This window comes from Salinisphaera dokdonensis CL-ES53, from assembly GCF_040361215.1.
Classification (GTDB): Bacteria; Pseudomonadota; Gammaproteobacteria; order Nevskiales; family Salinisphaeraceae; genus Salinisphaera; species Salinisphaera dokdonensis.
The window spans coordinates 203,425-219,528 of record NZ_APND01000003.1; the positions used below are offsets into that span (position 1 = coordinate 203,425).

At 63.1% G+C, this 16,104-nt stretch carries 11 protein-coding genes; 2 read left to right on the forward strand and 9 right to left on the reverse strand.

Annotation, left to right across the window (positions count from 1 at the left end):
• Positions 1 to 20: 20 nt before the first annotated feature.
• From SADO_RS10520 to SADO_RS10530, 3 genes are read right to left on the reverse strand one after another with little or no spacing between them, the layout of a single operon-like run.
• Positions 21 to 1,586, reverse strand: coding sequence for an efflux transporter outer membrane subunit (locus SADO_RS10520; RefSeq protein WP_353111159.1), 1,566 nt, complete (start codon positions 1,584 to 1,586; stop codon positions 21 to 23).
• Positions 1,579 to 4,770, reverse strand: coding sequence for an efflux RND transporter permease subunit (locus tag SADO_RS10525; protein WP_353111160.1), 3,192 nt, complete (start codon positions 4,768 to 4,770; stop codon positions 1,579 to 1,581). The genes SADO_RS10520 and SADO_RS10525 overlap by 8 nt, the downstream gene beginning before the upstream one ends.
• A gap of 2 nt (positions 4,771 to 4,772) precedes the next feature.
• Positions 4,773 to 6,224, reverse strand: a complete 1,452-nt coding sequence (locus SADO_RS10530; protein WP_353111161.1) for an efflux RND transporter periplasmic adaptor subunit — start codon at positions 6,222 to 6,224, stop codon at positions 4,773 to 4,775.
• A 126-nt stretch (positions 6,225 to 6,350) separates the two neighbouring features.
• On the opposite strand from SADO_RS10530, the gene SADO_RS10535 reads away from it, so the two are divergent.
• Complete coding sequence (locus tag SADO_RS10535) at positions 6,351 to 7,037, forward strand: TetR family transcriptional regulator (protein WP_353111162.1); 687 nt, start codon at positions 6,351 to 6,353, stop codon at positions 7,035 to 7,037.
• Positions 7,038 to 7,050: 13 nt separating this feature from the next.
• Here the strand turns inward: SADO_RS10535 and SADO_RS10540 are convergent, their stop codons facing one another.
• From SADO_RS10540 to tkt, 6 genes are all read right to left on the reverse strand, one after another.
• Positions 7,051 to 7,917 (reverse strand): SanA/YdcF family protein, encoded by an 867-nt coding sequence (locus tag SADO_RS10540; RefSeq protein WP_353111163.1) that lies wholly within the window; start codon positions 7,915 to 7,917, stop codon positions 7,051 to 7,053.
• Between the two features lie 94 nt (positions 7,918 to 8,011).
• The gene (locus SADO_RS10545) at positions 8,012 to 9,190 is read right to left on the reverse strand and encodes a vWA domain-containing protein (RefSeq protein ID WP_353111164.1); all 1,179 of its coding nucleotides are present in this window, start codon (positions 9,188 to 9,190) and stop codon (positions 8,012 to 8,014) included.
• Between the two features lie 40 nt (positions 9,191 to 9,230).
• Complete coding sequence (locus SADO_RS10550; protein WP_353111165.1) at positions 9,231 to 10,073, reverse strand: AAA family ATPase; 843 nt, start codon at positions 10,071 to 10,073, stop codon at positions 9,231 to 9,233.
• 162 nt (positions 10,074 to 10,235) lie between these two features.
• Positions 10,236 to 11,417, reverse strand: coding sequence for a phosphoglycerate kinase (locus SADO_RS10555; protein WP_353111166.1), 1,182 nt, complete (start codon positions 11,415 to 11,417; stop codon positions 10,236 to 10,238).
• 40 nt (positions 11,418 to 11,457) lie between these two features.
• Complete coding sequence (gene gap / locus SADO_RS10560) at positions 11,458 to 12,465, reverse strand: type I glyceraldehyde-3-phosphate dehydrogenase (protein WP_353111167.1); 1,008 nt, start codon at positions 12,463 to 12,465, stop codon at positions 11,458 to 11,460.
• A 74-nt stretch (positions 12,466 to 12,539) separates the two neighbouring features.
• Complete coding sequence (tkt, locus tag SADO_RS10565) at positions 12,540 to 14,531, reverse strand: transketolase (protein WP_353111168.1); 1,992 nt, start codon at positions 14,529 to 14,531, stop codon at positions 12,540 to 12,542.
• A 503-nt stretch (positions 14,532 to 15,034) separates the two neighbouring features.
• On the opposite strand from tkt, the gene SADO_RS10570 reads away from it, so the two are divergent.
• A complete protein-coding gene (locus tag SADO_RS10570) occupies positions 15,035 to 16,078 on the forward strand; it encodes a ferritin-like domain-containing protein (protein WP_353111169.1) in 1,044 nt (347 codons plus the stop codon).
• Positions 16,079 to 16,104 lie beyond the last annotated feature (26 nt).

Consider the following 16,104-nt stretch of genomic DNA (forward strand, 5'->3'; position numbering starts at 1 on the left):
AGATCTCGAAGCGGATACCGCTATTCTGACACGGGCTGCGCGGCCGGTTCTTCCGACGCCTCCCGCGGCGTGTCTTCGTCGCTGCGGTAAACGTCTCGGGCGGCTTCGAGTTCATCGTTCAGCGAATCGCTGTTTTCTGTCCAGCCACCGCCGAGCGCCTTGAACAGATTCGCGGTCGCGGTGAAGCGATCGCGGATCGCCTCCGCCAGATCGAGCTGACTGTTGAACAGCTGACGCTGCGCGTCGAGCACCTCGAAATAGGCGGTACGGCCCACGTCGTAGCGCACGTTGGCGAGTTCCAGCGTCTCGCGGTAGGCATCGACCTGTCGCTGCACCGACTCCAGCCGGCGATCCGTGAGGTTCACCGCCACCAGCGCATCGCGCACTTCCGAAAATGCCTGGCGCACCGTCTGCCGATACATGATCTCGGCCGCATCCTTCTGCGCGATCGCGGTGTCGTAGTTCGCCTGTCGCCGCCCGAAATCGAAGATCGGCGCCGTGATCGCACCGGAAATGCTTTGTGTTTCGGAGTACGGCTCGAACAGATCGTCCACATCGAGCGCTTCGGTACCGATCATCGCCGTGAGGTCGAAAGTCGGAAAGAACCGCGCCTTGGCGACGCCGATGCTGGCGTTGGCCGCGATCAGTGACGCCTCCGCGGCGCGGATATCCGGCCGGCGCTCGACCAGCAACGAGGGCATGACGACCGGCAGATCTTCCGGCAGGTGCACGTCCTCGAACGAACCCGGCTCGACGTTCGATCCCGCCATGATCTCGCGCGGCGTATGGCCGGTAAGCACCGCGAGCGATGAGCGCAGCTCGCTGGCCTGCTGCTGCAGCGGCGGCAGCTGCGCCTGAGCGGTCTCTAGCAGGGAGCGCGTTTGCAGCAGCGTCAGCTTGTCGATCGCACCGTACTTGTAGCGCTGCTGATCCAGCTCCAGGCCCTTCTGTCGGGTCTTGATCGTCTCCTGGGTGACCCGGATCTGGCGCTCGAGCGCGCGCAGGGACATGTAGTTGGTGACCACGTCGCTGACCACGCCGAGACGGATCGAATCCTGCGTATACGCCGACGACAACAGCTGTGCGCGCGCCTGCTCACTGGCACGGCGCAGGCCGCCGAACACGTCGAGCTCGTAGCTGAGCGTGGCCGCGACCGAGAAGTAGTTGTAACGCTGCCCGGCCGCCTGGGTGGAACCCGAGCCCGAGGATGCGCCGCCGCCCGCACCACCGCTGCCGCCACTGCTCGCGCCGAGATAGCTGGTCTTCTCTCGTGCCGCCTGCGCCTGGCCCTGAATCGACGGAAACAGGTTGGCGTTGGCCAGACCCAACTGCGCACGCGCCTCGCGGAAACGCGCGGCCTGCAGGGCCACGTCGAGGTTGTCGTCCAGCGCGTCGTCAATCAGTTCGTTGAGGACCGGATCGCGATAGCGCGTCCACCAGTAGGCCATGGCGTCCTGCTGGGTCTTGCTCAGCAGCGTGGCATCGAGCGCCGAGTCCGGCAGATCCATCGTCGGGCGCTCGTAGTCCGGGCCGAGCGTACACGCCGACAGTCCGGCCACCGCAAGCAGCAGAATGGCCTTACGCATTGTCATGTCCCTCGTCGTTGGCGTTGCTCGTAATCTTGCCGTTGTCTTCATTTTTTCTCTTACGCCCAATCACGCTAGACACCTTTGCGCTGCCACGTTCCACAAGGTCGTAGAACATCGGCACGAACAGAATCGCAAAGAATGTCGCCGCGAGCATGCCGCCGATCACGGCCGTACCGATCGCGTTGCGGCTGTTCGCCGACGCGCCGGAGGCGATGGCCAGCGGCACACAGCCAAGGATGAACGCCAGCGACGTCATCACGATCGGCCGGAAACGCAGCTTGGCTGCCTCGTAGGCCGCAGCCGCGGGCGACTTGCCTTGATCGCGGCTGATCACGGCGAACTCCACGATGAGAATCGCGTTCTTCGCCGCCAGACCGATAAGCACCAGCAGACCGACAGAGAAATACAGGTTGTTGTCGATGCCCCGCAGCCACACCGCCACGAAAGCGCCGAGCGCCGCGAACGGCACCGCGGTAATCACCGCTAGCGGCAAGGTCCACTTCTCGTACTGCGCGGCGAGGATCAGGAACACCATGACCATGCCGAACAGCACCGCAATGCCCCCCGAGCCGGCGGCAGTTTCTTCCTGGTAGGCGGTGCCGGTAAAGCTGAGCTGGTAATCGTCGCCACCCAGCACGTCGGAAACCACCGACTGGATCGCCGCATTCGCCTGCCCGGAACTGTAGCCGGGAGCCGGCGAACCCATGATCTTGGCCGACGGGAAAATATTGAAACGCTCGACCACGTCGGCTGCGAGGCGCCGTTCCGTGCTGACCAGCGAGCTGACCGGAATCATGTCGCCCGTGGTCGTGGAACGCACGAACACCTTGGACAGATCCTCCGGCTTCTCGCGATACGGCGCGTCCGACTGGATATTGACCTGCCAGTTACGCCCCAGATAGGTGAACTGGTTGACATAGAGCGAGCCGAATGTCGCCTGAAGGGTCGCGAACAGCTGATCGATCGGCACGCCCAGCGTCTTGGCTTTCTCGCGATCGACATCGAGCTTGTAGCGCGGCACGTCCGTGGTGAGCGTGGTGCGCACCTGCGACAGCTCGGGCCGCTTGTTGGCCTCGGCGACCACGCGGTCGGCTGCGTCCTTAATCGCGTTGAAGTCGGCACCGGAGCGGCTCTGCAGATAGCCTTCGAAACCACCCGTGGTCGACAGGCCGATAATCGGCGGCGGATTGAAGGCAATGATCTGCGCATCGGGTATGCCGGCGCTGAGGCCGAATGTCTGGCCGACCAGTGAAAATGAATCCTGGCCCCCGCCGGTGCGTTCGCCCCAGTCCTCGAGCGTCAGAAAGGCAATGCCCGCGTACGTCCGGCGCGCGCCGGCAAGGAAGTCGTAGCCGGCAACGCCAACGATATCGGCGACGCCCGGCATGGCCTCGAGGCTCTGGTCGATGAGATCGTCGCGCACGTCCTCGGTACGCTGGAGCGACGCGGCCGGCGGCAGGGTATAGGTCGCGAAGATATAGCCCTGGTCTTCCTGCGGCAGCAGACCGCCCGGCACCTGGGTCGAAACCAGCCAGGTCGATACCAGCACGCCGACGAACAGCAACACACCGAACACGACACGCTTGAGCAACAGGTCGACACCCCAGAGATAGGCGCCGGTTGCCTTGTCGAACATCGCATTGAACTTGCGGAAGAACCAGTTCGGCTCCTTTTCGCGCGGCTTGAGAAACGCCGCGCACAAGGCCGGCGTGAGCGTGAGTGCCACCAGGCCCGAAATCGCGACCGAAACCGCGATCGTGATCGCGAACTGTCGGTACATTTGGCCGGACAGCCCGCCAAGAAAACCGACCGGAATGAACACGGCAGAAAGCACCAGCACGACAGCGATCACCGGGCCGCTGACTTCTTCCATGGCCTTGATCGCGGCCTGCTTGGGCGACTTGCCCTCCTCCTCCATGATGCGTTCGACGTTCTCGATCACGATGATCGCGTCGTCGACCACGATGCCGATCGCGAGAATCAAACCGAACAGCGTCAGCAGGTTGATCGAGAATCCGAGTGCGAACATGCCCGCGAAGGTGCCGATGATCGACACCGGTATCGCAAGCAATGGAATCAGCGTCGCGCGCCAGTTCTGCAGGAAAAGGAACACCACCAGCACGACGAGAATGATCGCCTCGATGAAGGTGTGTTCCACGTCGGTGATCGAGGCATCGACGAACTTGGTGGTATCGAACGGAATCTCGTATTCCAGCCCGTCGGGCAGGTTCGCGCCCAGCTCTTCCATGCGCGCGCGGATGCGCTCCACGGTGGCCAGCGAGTTCGCGCCCGGCGCGAGGTAGATCGCAAACGGGACCGCGGGATTACCCGAGAACGAGCCGCTGGTGCTGTAGCTCTGCGCCCCGAGTTCGACACGCGATACATCCCCCAGACGCAGCACCTGGCCGTTTTCCTCGGTGCGCAGGATGATGTCCTCGAACTGCTCGGCGTTGGAGAAGCGACCCTCGGTGCTCGCCGTATAGGTGAACGCAATCTCGTTGTCGTTCGGCATGCCGCCGAAGTTGCCGGCCGCGAACTGCGAGTTCTGCTCGGCAAGAGCGGCCTGCACGTCGGCCGGCGTGAGCTCATAGCGCGCCATCTTGCTCGGGTCGAGCCAGATGCGCATGGAATAATCCTGCGAACCGAACAGACGCGCATCGCCCACACCTTCGACACGCTTGAGCGCGTCGATGATGTTCACCAGCGCATAGTTGCTGATGTAGGTGGTGTCGTAGCTCTGGTCCGGCGAGAACAGCGTGAGCACGGTGAGAATGTTGCTCGAGCGCTTGTCGACCTGAACGCCGGTATTGCGCACCGTCTGCGGCAGCTGGGACAGCGCCGCCTGCACGCGGTTGTTGACGTTGATCGTGTTCTGGTCCGGATCGGTACCGATCGCAAACGTCACGGAGATTTGCAGCGTGCCGGCGTCGGAGGCCGTCGAGGTCATGTAGAGCATGTCCTGGACGCCGTTGATCTCCTGCTCGATCGGCGCTGCCACCGTTTCGGCAATATCCTCCGCGCTGGCGCCCGGATAGGTCGCCTGCACGACGACTTCCGGCGGCACCACGTCCGGATACTGCGAGATCGGCAAGCTGCGCATGGCCATCAGGCCCGCGAGCGTGATCACAATCGACAGAACGGTCGCGAATACCGGCCGTTCGATGAAGAAACGCGAGATCATGGTTAGCTGCCTCGACCGACGTTGGCGGCATACGCGTTATCGGCGGCGTAATGCCCATGCGCGCTGGTGCGCAGACGCGGCTGCTGCATTTTCTGCAGGGGCTCGCGCGGGCTCAGCCGAAGCCGTAGCGACGGATTGTCGATGCCGGCCAGCGCATCGCTTGCGGCGTCGTCATCATCCGAGGATGCCGACTCGCCCGTCGTCTGCTTGCCCGAATCGCCTTCACCGCTCTGCCCCTGGCCCGGGCTCTCGCCCTGGCCTTTCGGCTGGCTCTGGTTCGCACCCGCGCCATTGGGCGCATCTTCCGGTTTGACCTTGACCGAGGCGCCCGGCTTGACCTGACCCAGGCCGGAGACGATCACCTGCTCGCCGCCGGACAGGCCGGACTCGACCAGCCGGCCGTCTTCCGCCGCCGGACCCAGCGTCACCGACACCGGTTTCGCCTTGCCGTCTTCGACGATGAACACCTGTGTTTGCTGCTCGCCGTCCGAGACCGCGATATTCGGCACCACGATCGCGTTGTTGCGCGTATCCAGACGGATGCGTGCGCGCACGTACCGGCCCGGCATCAGCGCGTTGTTGGTGTTCTTGACCACCGCCCGCAGCTGCACGGTGCCGGTTTCCGGATTGATGGTGCTCTGGGTGAAGTCCACGACACCCTTGGCCGAAAACTCGCTGCCGTCGGGCAGGATAATCGTGGCCTCGCGCGTACGCTCGTCGGTGCTTCGGTTGCCCATGGCGGCGAGCGCGGTGCGACGCGCGATCGCATCGTCTTCGGGCAGCGCGAACAGAATCTGCACCGGGTCGAGCTGGGTGATCGTCGTGAGCTGCGTGCCGCTGCTCACCAGGGCGCCTTCGTCCACGTCGCGCAGGTTGGTCACGCCCGTCAGCGGCGCTTCGACCTTGGTGTAGCCGAGATCGATCTGCGCGGCGTCCAGGTTGGCCTGAGCCTGCTGCATCATGGCGCGCGACGTTTCCAGCTGCGACAGGGAATCGTCCCGCTCGGCTTCACTCACGGCATCGACTTCGTAGAGACGACGCACGCGATTCCATGTCCGCTGCGCCTGATTCAGGCTGGCCTTGGCGCTCGCCAGCTCGGCCTTGCGCTGGTTGACCACGGCCTGGAACGGCTTGGGGTCGATGGTGAAGAGCATGTCGCCCTTTTCGACGATCTCGCCTTCGTTATAGAAGCGCCGTTCGAGAATGCCCTCGACGCGCGCGCGAACTTCGACCGTCCGCCGGCCGCGCACGCGCCCCGGATATTCCGACATCACATCCACGGTGTGCGGAATCACCGTCTTCACATCCACCGGCACGGGCGGCTGCTGCTGTTGTTGCTGGCCCTGCGGGCTCTCGCCGCCGCAGGCCGCGAGCGCCACGGTCAAAGCGAGCATCCATGAAGCGCGCAGACCGAGCGAGCCGCCACGAGCGGGCGCTGAATACGAGTGACGCATAGAGGTCTTCCCCAGGAAACCGGAAAACTAGGTGAACATAGCATTAATCATACATACATTCGGGTATGTATGTAAGTGGCAATTTGCGCTACTATGAATTCACTAACATGGCCGAGTGACGACGGGATGGCACGCCGAACCAAGGACGAATCCGCACAGACGCGCGAACGCATTCTCGATGCCGCGGAAATCGAGATGCAGGCACGCGGCGTGTCGCAGACATCGCTCGATCGCATCGCCAAACGAGCACAAGTCACGCGTGGCGCCATCTACTGGCACTTCGCAGACAAGCGCGCCCTGCTCGAAGCCATGGTGTCGCGTACCCACCTCCCCCTGCGCGATCTGCGCCAGTGTTTGAGTCAGCACATTCCCGGCAGCGAGCCGCTTCGGCTGCTGCGCGAAATGATGCGCCACGGTCTGGAGCGGCTGGGTAACGATGCCCAACACCGCACCGTCTGCCATATCGTGATGCATCGTTGCGAAGTTACGGAACACGGCCACCCGGCCGATGCGGTCATGCGCGCGATGTTCGAGGATGCGCGTGCCGTGTTGCTTTCATTGTGCAACGAAATCGCCGAGCTCGGCCAGCTTCGCGACGGGCTCGATGCGCGCGACGCCACCCATATGATCATGGCGTTCATGTGCGGCAACTATGAGTGCGTGCTGCGCCACCCCGAGACCTACGACGCCACGCGCGACTGGACGCCAATGATCGACGCGCTGCTGCGCGGCGTCTTCGATACGCGTGAATTGCCCGACGTCGATCTGACGCCGGCGGCCCAGGAAGCGGTCTGCCGCGAGACCTGCGGCTGAGCACGCCGCGACGCTAGGGCGCCTGCGCCGAGTCGTCAGCCGCCGTGTCGTCGTCCAGGCCTTCCGACCGCGAGTCGCTATCCGCGGCGCCCTTTTCGTTCGATGCCGGGGGCGGCCAGCGCTGATTATCCGGCAGCGGTGTATTGAACAATGGCCCCATCAGCTGCTGGCGCACGAGAAAATCGAACGGCGCGACCGGCTCGATATCGATTGGCCGCTCGGGCCCGAGAAAACGCGGCCGCTTGGAAAGCAGAAACAGATCCACCACTGCCTTGAAGCGGGCGAGATATTCACGCGCCTCGGCACGCAGCGGCTGGCGCCGATCCTCCTGCGGCCTCGTGTAGGCCACCGCCCGCACGCCGTAGTGATGCGCGATGAACAGCGCGCGATAGTCGTGGTATCGCTGCGAAATCACCACGAAGCTTTCCAGACCGAAGATGCGTCGTGCCCGAACGATCGAATCGAGGGTTCGAAAACCGGCGAAGTCGAGCGTGAGCGCCGCGTCGGGTACGCCGAGCCCCCGCAACGCCTGGTACATCTTGCGCGGCTCGTTGTAAGTCCGATCCGGATTGGCGCCGGACACGAGCAGATGCCGCACATGCCCCGCGGCATAAAGCTCGGCAGCCGCCCGCATGCGATGCGTGAACAGCAGATTCTGATTGCCATAGCGCGTGTACGGGCTGGTGCCGAGCACCACGCCCACATCGTGAACGCCCAGCCGCGCCATGTCGTCGATGATCAGGTTTCGCGTGGCGGAGACGACCCAGGCATTGGCCGCCATGAACACGAGCAGCACACAGCCGACGCCCGTCAGCGCGAAGCGCGCGAGCCGGTTCACAGTCGAACCACTCGAGATTAAGGATCGGAAAAAGGCGGTCATGACGTCGCTACCGGCGTGCCGGGGCACGCAGAACATGGCGAAAGCCTAACAGGCCGGAAGTCACCCCGGGGTGACTTCCGGCCTGTCGCGCACGCTAGTCGGCCAGGCGGTCGATCGCGGCTTCCAGGCCGTCAAGCGTCATCGGATACATACGATCGCCCACCAGTTCACGGGTCATCTGGATCGAGGGCGTGTAGTCCCAACGCTCTCGTGGCTCGGGGTTGAGCCAGACCATGTCGGGGAAGCTTTCCATCAGGCGTTGCAGCCACACCGCGCCGGCTTCGGCGTTCCAGTGCTCGACCGAGCCACCGGGATAGGCGATCTCGTACGGGCTCATGGTCGCATCGCCCACGAAGATCGCCTTGTAGTCCGACGTGTAGGTATGACAAACGTCCCAGGTCGAATGCTGCTGCGTTCGGCGGCGGCGGTTGTCGCGCCACAACCCCTCGTACGGGAAGTTGTGGAAATAGTAGTACTCGAGATGCTTGAACTCGGACTTGGCTGCCGAGAACAACGACTCACATGTCGCGACGTGATCGTCCATCGAGCCGCCGACATCGAAGAAGATCAGCAACTTGACCGCATTGCGCCGTTCCGGGCGCATATGCAGATCGAGATAGCCTGCGTTCTTGGCAGTCGAACGGATCGTGCGATCCATGTCCAGTTCTTCGGCCGCGCCTTCACGGGCGAAACGGCGCAACTTGCGCAGCGCCATCTTGATGTTGCGGGTGCCGATTTCCTGGCCGCCATCGAGATTGGCGAACTCGCGTTTGTCCCACACCTTCACGGCGCGGCGATGGCGCGAGCTGTCCTGACCTATACGAATACCTTCCGGATTGAAGCCGTAGGCGCCGAACGGCGACGTGCCGGCGGTGCCGATCCACTTGCTGCCGCCTTCGTGGCGTTCGCCCTGCTCTTCCAGACGCTTCTTGAGCGTCTCCATGAGCTTGTCCCAGCCACCCATGGCCTCGATCTGGGCCTTCTGCTCGTCGCTGAGCTCGAGCTGCTTCATCTTCTCGAGCCACTCGTCCGGTATATCGGTGGTCAGATCCTCGGTCGCGGTCTGGATACCGTCGAAGTAATGGCCGAAGACCTGATCAAACCGGTCGAACTTGGTCTCGTCCTTGATCAGCGACGCGCGCGACAGATAGTAGAAGTTCTCCACGCTCATGCCGCCGACGTGATGATCCAGCGCCTCGAGCAGCGTCAGGTACTCGGTGACCGACGGCTTGAGGCCGGCATCGCGTAGCTCGTAGAAGAATTCGATCAGCATGACGAACGCCGGGCGCGGGTTGGATTACGCGCCGCGACCACTAGCGGCGCGTCATGAACGCGAGGCGCTCGAACAGATGGACGTCCTGCTCGTTCTTGAGCAGCGCGCCATGCAGCGGCGGCAGCGCGTCGCGGGCATTCTTGGAATGCAGCGCATCGGCCGGGATGTCCTCGGCCAGCAAAAGCTTCAGCCAGTCGAGCAATTCCGAAGTCGACGGCTTCTTCTTGATACCGGGTACGTCGCGCACATCGAAGAACAGGTCCATCGCATCGGAAAGCAGGTTCTTCTTGATGTCCGGGAAATGCACGTCGACGATCTCGCGCATCGTGTCCTTGTCCGGGAACGAGATGAAGTGGAAGAAGCAGCGGCGCAGGAAAGCGTCGGGCAATTCCTTCTCGTTGTTGGACGTGATGATGATGATCGGGCGATGACGCGCTTCGATGGTCTGGTGCGTCTCGTAGACGTCGAACGCCATGCGGTCGATCTCGCGCAGCAGATCGTTCGGGAATTCGATATCCGCCTTGTCGATCTCGTCGATCAACAGCACCGGCTGGGTATCGCAGGTGAAGCATTCCCAGAGCGGCCCCGGCACGATGTAGTTGGCGATATCGTGGACCTTCTCGTCACCGAGCTGCGAGTCGCGCAGGCGCGAAACCGCGTCGTACTCGTAGAGGCCCTGCTGCGCCTTGGTGGTCGACTTGATGTGCCACTGGTAGAACGGCTTGTCGAGCGCGACCGCGACTTCCTCGGCCAGCATGGTCTTGCCGGTGCCCGGCTCGCCCTTGATCAGCAACGGGCGCTGCAGGGTGGCCGCGGCATTGACCGCGAGCTTGAGATCATCGGTGGCGACGTAGCGTTCGGTCCCGGTGAATTGGGTGGTCATAAGCGGTTCGCTTGTTTGGGGTTCGCGCTCGAAGCGCGCAAACCACTAGTGTCGTGTAATTGAAACGGCTTTTCAATTTGAGCACAGCCGCGACAAGCCATTGTGTGCCTGCCGCCCGTGCGTGTTGAAAAGAGCGCGAGCGCAACGGCGCTCGCGCGTATATCAGCCCGCTGCGCGCTGCTCGAGCACGGCGATGGCTGGCAACGTCTTGCCTTCCAGAAACTCCAGGAAGGCGCCGCCGCCGGTCGAGATATACGAGACATCGTCCTCGATGTGGTATTTCTCGATGGCCGCGAGGGTATCGCCGCCGCCGGCAATGGAGAACGCATCGCTGCGAGCAATCGCCCGGGCCAACACGTGGGTGCCGCCGCCGAACTGATCGATCTCGAACACGCCCACCGGGCCGTTCCAGACGATGGTACCGGCATTCACGAGGATGTCGGCAAAGGCATCGCGGGTCGCCGGGCCGACGTCGAGGATCATCTCGTCGTCTTCCACTTCGGCAACCGGACGGACTTCAGGATGCGCCTCGGGCGAGACTTCGGTGGCCGCGATCACGTCCGTCGGCAGCGGAATATAACCGCCACGCGACTTGATCTCGCGATCGATCAGGCGGGCGGCACCGACCAGATCGGGCTCATGAAGCGAAGCACCGACATTGTGACCCGCCGCGGCCAGGAACGTATTGGCGATACCGCCGCCCACGATCAACTGATCGGCCACGTTGGCCAGGCTTTCCAGCAATTCCAACTTGCTGGATACCTTGGAGCCGCCGACGATCACGACCAGCGGCCGTTTCGGATCGCTGAGTGCAGCCTCCAGTGATTCGACCTCGGCCGACAACAGCGGCCCGGCACAGGCTACGGGGGCGAAGCGTGCCACGCCCTCGGTCGAAGCCTGAGCCCGGTGGGCCGTTCCGAAGGCATCCATCACGAACACATCGCACAGTGCCGCCATGCGCTTGGCGAGCGCTTCATCGTTGGCCTTTTCGCCCACGTTGAAACGCACGTTCTCGCACATGACGATCTCGCCCTCGCCCACCTCGACACCGTCGAGCCAGTCGGAGGCAAGCGGCACATCACAGTGCAGCAGTTCGGACAGGTAGCGGGCGACCGGCGCGAGACTGTGCTCGTCATCCGGCTGCCCTTCCTTCGGGCGACCGAGGTGCGACATGACCATGACGCGTGCACCGGCATCGAGTGCCGCCTTGATCGTAGGTACCGACGCCTTCAGGCGGCCGGCAGAACTGACCTCACCGTTGGCAAAAGGCACGTTCAGATCCTGGCGGATCAGCACACGCTTGCCGGCGAGATCGACGTCTTCCATCTTGAGCATGGCGCTCATGTCGCGCTCCTCGGTTGCTGTATTCGACTTGGCGACTGGATCAGCCGGCCTTGGCCAGCGCCAGCGCGGTGTCGAGCATGCGGTTGGAGAAGCCCCATTCGTTGTCGTACCAGGCGCAGATCTTGATCAGCTTGCCACCGGCGACCTTGGTCAGCGGCGCGTCGACGGTCGAGGAAACCGGGTCGTGGTTGAAGTCCTGCGACACCAGCGGCGCTTCGCTGTAGGCCAGCACGCCCTTGAGCTCGCCTTCGGCGGCTTTCTTGAGCACGGCGTTGACCTCTTCGATGCTGGTCTCCTTCGAGACCTGGGCGGTCAGGTCGACCATCGACACGTTGATCGTGGGCACGCGCACGGCGAAGCCGTCGAGCTTGCCGTTGAGTTCCGGCAGCACCAGGCCAACAGCCTTCGCGGCGCCGGTCTGGGTCGGGATCATGCTCTGGGTGGCGCTACGCGCACGACGCAGATCCTTGTGATAGACGTCGGTGAGCACCTGGTCGTTGGTGTACGAGTGGATGGTGTTCATCAGCCCGTATTCGATACCGAAAGCGTCATGCAGCGGCTTGACCACCGGCGCGAGGCAGTTGGTGGTGCAGGACGCGTTCGAGATGATCTTGTCGTCGGCGTTGATGGTTTCATGATTGACGCCGTAGACGATCGTCTTCATGTCGCCGGCCGGCGCGGAGATCAGCACCTTCTTGGCGCCGCCGTCGAGATGCGCGCTGGCCTTCTCCTCGCTGGCGAACAGACCGGTGCACTCGAGCACGATATCCACGCCCAGATCACCCCAGGGCAGATCGGCCGGGTTGCGCTCGGCGAGCACCTTGATCTTGTCGCCGTTGACGACGAGGTTGTCGCCTTCGATGGAGACTTCGCCCGGGAAGCGGCCGTGCGCGGTGTCGTACTGGGTCAGGTGCGCGTTGGCCTCGGCATCGCCGAGGTCGTTGATCGCGACGATTTCGATCTCGCTGTTGCGACCCGATTCATAGAGTGCCCGCAGCACGTTGCGCCCGATACGACCGTAACCGTTGATCCCGACTTTGACTGCCATAACTACCTCTCTGTCGAACTGGCCAATATACGAATGGCCTGAAGTACTGAAATGAATACGTGCGTGGCTGCTAACTAGCCCTGCACCTGTGCGTTGAGCGCCGCGGCGACCGCATCCGCGGTCAAACCGAATTCCGCATAGACCTGATCGGCCGGCGCCGAGGCGCCGAAATCGTCGACCCCGAGAACCTGTCCGGTCGGGCCGACGAATCGATACCAGGAATCGCTGACCCCGGCCTCGACCGCAACGCGCGCGGTCACGGCAGCCGGCAGTACCGATTCGCGATACTCGGCGCTCTGGGCGTTGAAGGCCTCCACACAGGGCATGGACACGACCCGCACGCCAGCCACCTGATTCGCCGCGGCGACAGCAAGCTCGAGCTCGGAACCGGTAGCGATCACGATGGCCTTGAGCTCGCCCTCGGCTTCGCGCAGGACATAGCCGCCATTGGCGATCGCGGCGACCTGCGCCGCATCGCGCGGCTGGTGATCAACGTCCTGACGCGAAAGTGCCAATGCGGTCGGGCCGTTTACGCGCTCGATCGCGGCCTGCCAGGCCACGGCGGTTTCCACGTCATCGCCAGGGCGCCAGACATGCAGATTCGGAATCAGACGCAGGCTGGCGATGTGCTCAACCGACTGATGGGTCGGACCGTCTTCGCCCAGGCCGATCGAGTCGTGGGTATAGACCAGAATATTGCGCGAGGCCATGAGCGCGGCCATGCGCACGGCGTTACGCGCATAGTCCGAGAACGTCAGGAAGGTCGCGCCGAACGGGGTGAAGCCGCCGTGCAGGCTCAGGCCGTTGGTGATCGCGGTCATCGCGAACTCGCGCACACCGTAATAAACATAGTTGCCGCTGTAGTCGGCAGCACTGATCGGCACATGGCCCTTGAAGTCGGTACCGTTGGATCCCGACAGGTCGGCTGAGCCGCCGATCAGCTCCGGCAGTTCCGCCGCATAAGCCTCGATCGCAGCCTTCGATGATTTGCGCGTGGCCGTGCGCTTGCCCTCGGCTTGCACCTTTTCAATAAAGGCGCGGCACAGCGCCGGCCAGTCGCGCGGCATGTCGCCGGCCATGCGGCGTTCGAACTCGGCCGCATCCTCCGGGTACTTGGCGGCATATGCAGCGCGCGCGTCCTGCCAGTTCTTTTCGGCGGTCGCGCCCTTGTCGTGCTTGTCCCACGCCGCGTATATATCGTCCGGCACGGCAAAGCGTGTCTCGTCCGCCCAGCCGATCTGCTGGCGGGCGGCGGCGATTTCGTCGTCACCCAGCGCCGCACCATGAACGCCGGCGGTGCCCTGCTTGTTGGGCGAACCCCAGCCGATCACCGTCTTGCAGCAGACCAGCGTCGGCCGGCCGGTTTCCTTCTTGGCCGTGTCGATGGCGATCTTGATCTCTTCGGCATCGTGACCGTCGACGTTGCGGATCACCTGCCAGCCATAGGCCTCGAAACGGGCCGGCGTGTCGTCAGTGAACCAATCCTGGACTTCCCCGTCGATCGAGATGCCGTTGTCGTCGTAGAACACGACGAGCTTGCCCAGGCCGAGCGTGCCCGCCAGCGAGCAGGCCTCGTGGGAAATGCCTTCCATGAGGCAGCCGTCGCCGGCAAAGCACCAGGTGTGGTGATCGACGAGCGTGGCGTCGTCGTGATTGAAGCGTGCGGCGAGCGCTGCTTCGGCCAGTGCCATGCCGACGGCGTTGGCCAGACCCTGCCCGAGCGGGCCGGTCGTGGTTTCCACGCCCGGCGTCATGAAGTTTTCCGGATGCCCCGGGGTTTTCGAATGCAGCTGTCGAAAGTTCTTGATGTCGTCGAGCGACACGTCGTAGCCGGTCAGATGCAGCGCGGCATACTGGAGCATCGACCCATGCCCGTTGGACAGGATGAACCGGTCGCGGTCCGCCCAATCCGGGTTGCCGGGATTCATCTTGAGATGGTCGTTGAAGAGCACCTCGGCGATGTCGGCCATGCCCATGGGCATCCCGGGATGGCCGGAGTTGGCCTGCTGGACGGCGTCCATCGACAGGATGCGAATGGCGTTGGCTAGATCACGACGGGCTGGCATCGACAATCCTCTGGCGCAGCTTGACAAAGGCCGGCCATTGTCTATTAAAGCGCCTGCCCCGGCAACACGGATTGCAGAGAGCACTACTCACCCGGGGCGCCCTTTTTGCCGTTGGACACCGCGGGCGCCGCGTTCGCGACGGGCCCTTTGGCTACCGATACAAACCATTTGACTTTGTTTTCATTCGACAGAAAACGATAAGCCAAAGCGATGATCCACGAGAAATAAAAATTATCGTTTTCAAGTCGTTGGGCCAAATTTCCCATTCAAACCTAGTAGCAGACCGATGAACGGCAGGGATGCGGCGATGCAGCATTCGCTAACTGCCATTCGGCAAAGGATTTTCCTGTGCTAGGTTCAACAAGCGGGTATCCGGGTTACCCACGGGAGATTCAGGTGCGAGGGCTCGATCGTTCAACTAGTCGACCCGGTTTTATGCGCACCGTGCCCGGCAGTCTCACAACGGCTGAATACTATAAATACTCAATGGAGGGCTTTCGGGCATGACCGACAAAACCAAAATCACAGAAAACACGAATGTATGGGACGCCAAAACCGGCGCGCCCGTCAGCAAGAGCCGTCGTAGCTTCCTTGCCAACGCCGGCATGTACGGCGTCGGTCTGGCCGGCAGCGCCATGCTCGGCGCCTGCAGCGACAGTGACAGCTTCGCCCAGAACGATGACGACCCCAACACCGTCGTCATCAACGGCCCGACCGATCAGGCCGTGCTGAATTTCGCGCTCAACCTTGAGTATCTGGAAGCAGAATACTATCTGCGCGCCCTGACCGGCTCGGGCCTGCAGGACGGCGACCGCGGCATGAATCCCGGGACCGTTCTGGTCAAGGACAACCCGATGGTCAACTTCCAAACGCCGCTGATCGAGCGCTATGCAGCGGAAATCGCGGGCGACGAATTGGCCCACGTGAAGTTCCTTCGCAGCGCGCTTGGGTCGGGTGCGGTCGCCGCGCCGCAGATCAATCTGCAGTCCTCGTTCAACACGGCGGCCTCCGCTGCGGGCCTGGGCGACAGCTTCGACCCGTTCGCGAACGAGCTCAACTTCCTCATCGGCGCGTTCATTTTCGAAGACGTGGGCGTGACCGCTTACAAGGGCGGCTCGCCGTTCATCCGTAACCGCACCTTCCTCGAAGCGGCTGCTGGCCTGCTCTCTGTCGAGGCTTATCACGCTGGACTGGTTCGCACCGTTCTTGAATCGCGTGGCGACGAGATCTTTACCGGCAGCACGACCGTGCGCGACGTCGTCGACAGGATTTCCGGCGCCCGCGACAGTGTCGACGGCGACGATGACCTTGACCAGGGTATCGGCGAGAACACGACCATCACGATCTACGGCACGGACTACCCATCCACCAACATTGTGCCGACCGATATGAACGGCCTGACGTTCTCGCGTAACCCGCTGCAGGTACACAACATCGTGTATCTCACGCCGATGGCGGTCAGCCCCAGTGAAGGCTCGGTACCCGAGACGGGCTTCTTCCCGATGGGCACCAACGGCACGCTGACTGCGAGCGCCGACAACAGCTAACCCTGCCGGGGAAGCTGCTTCGACAC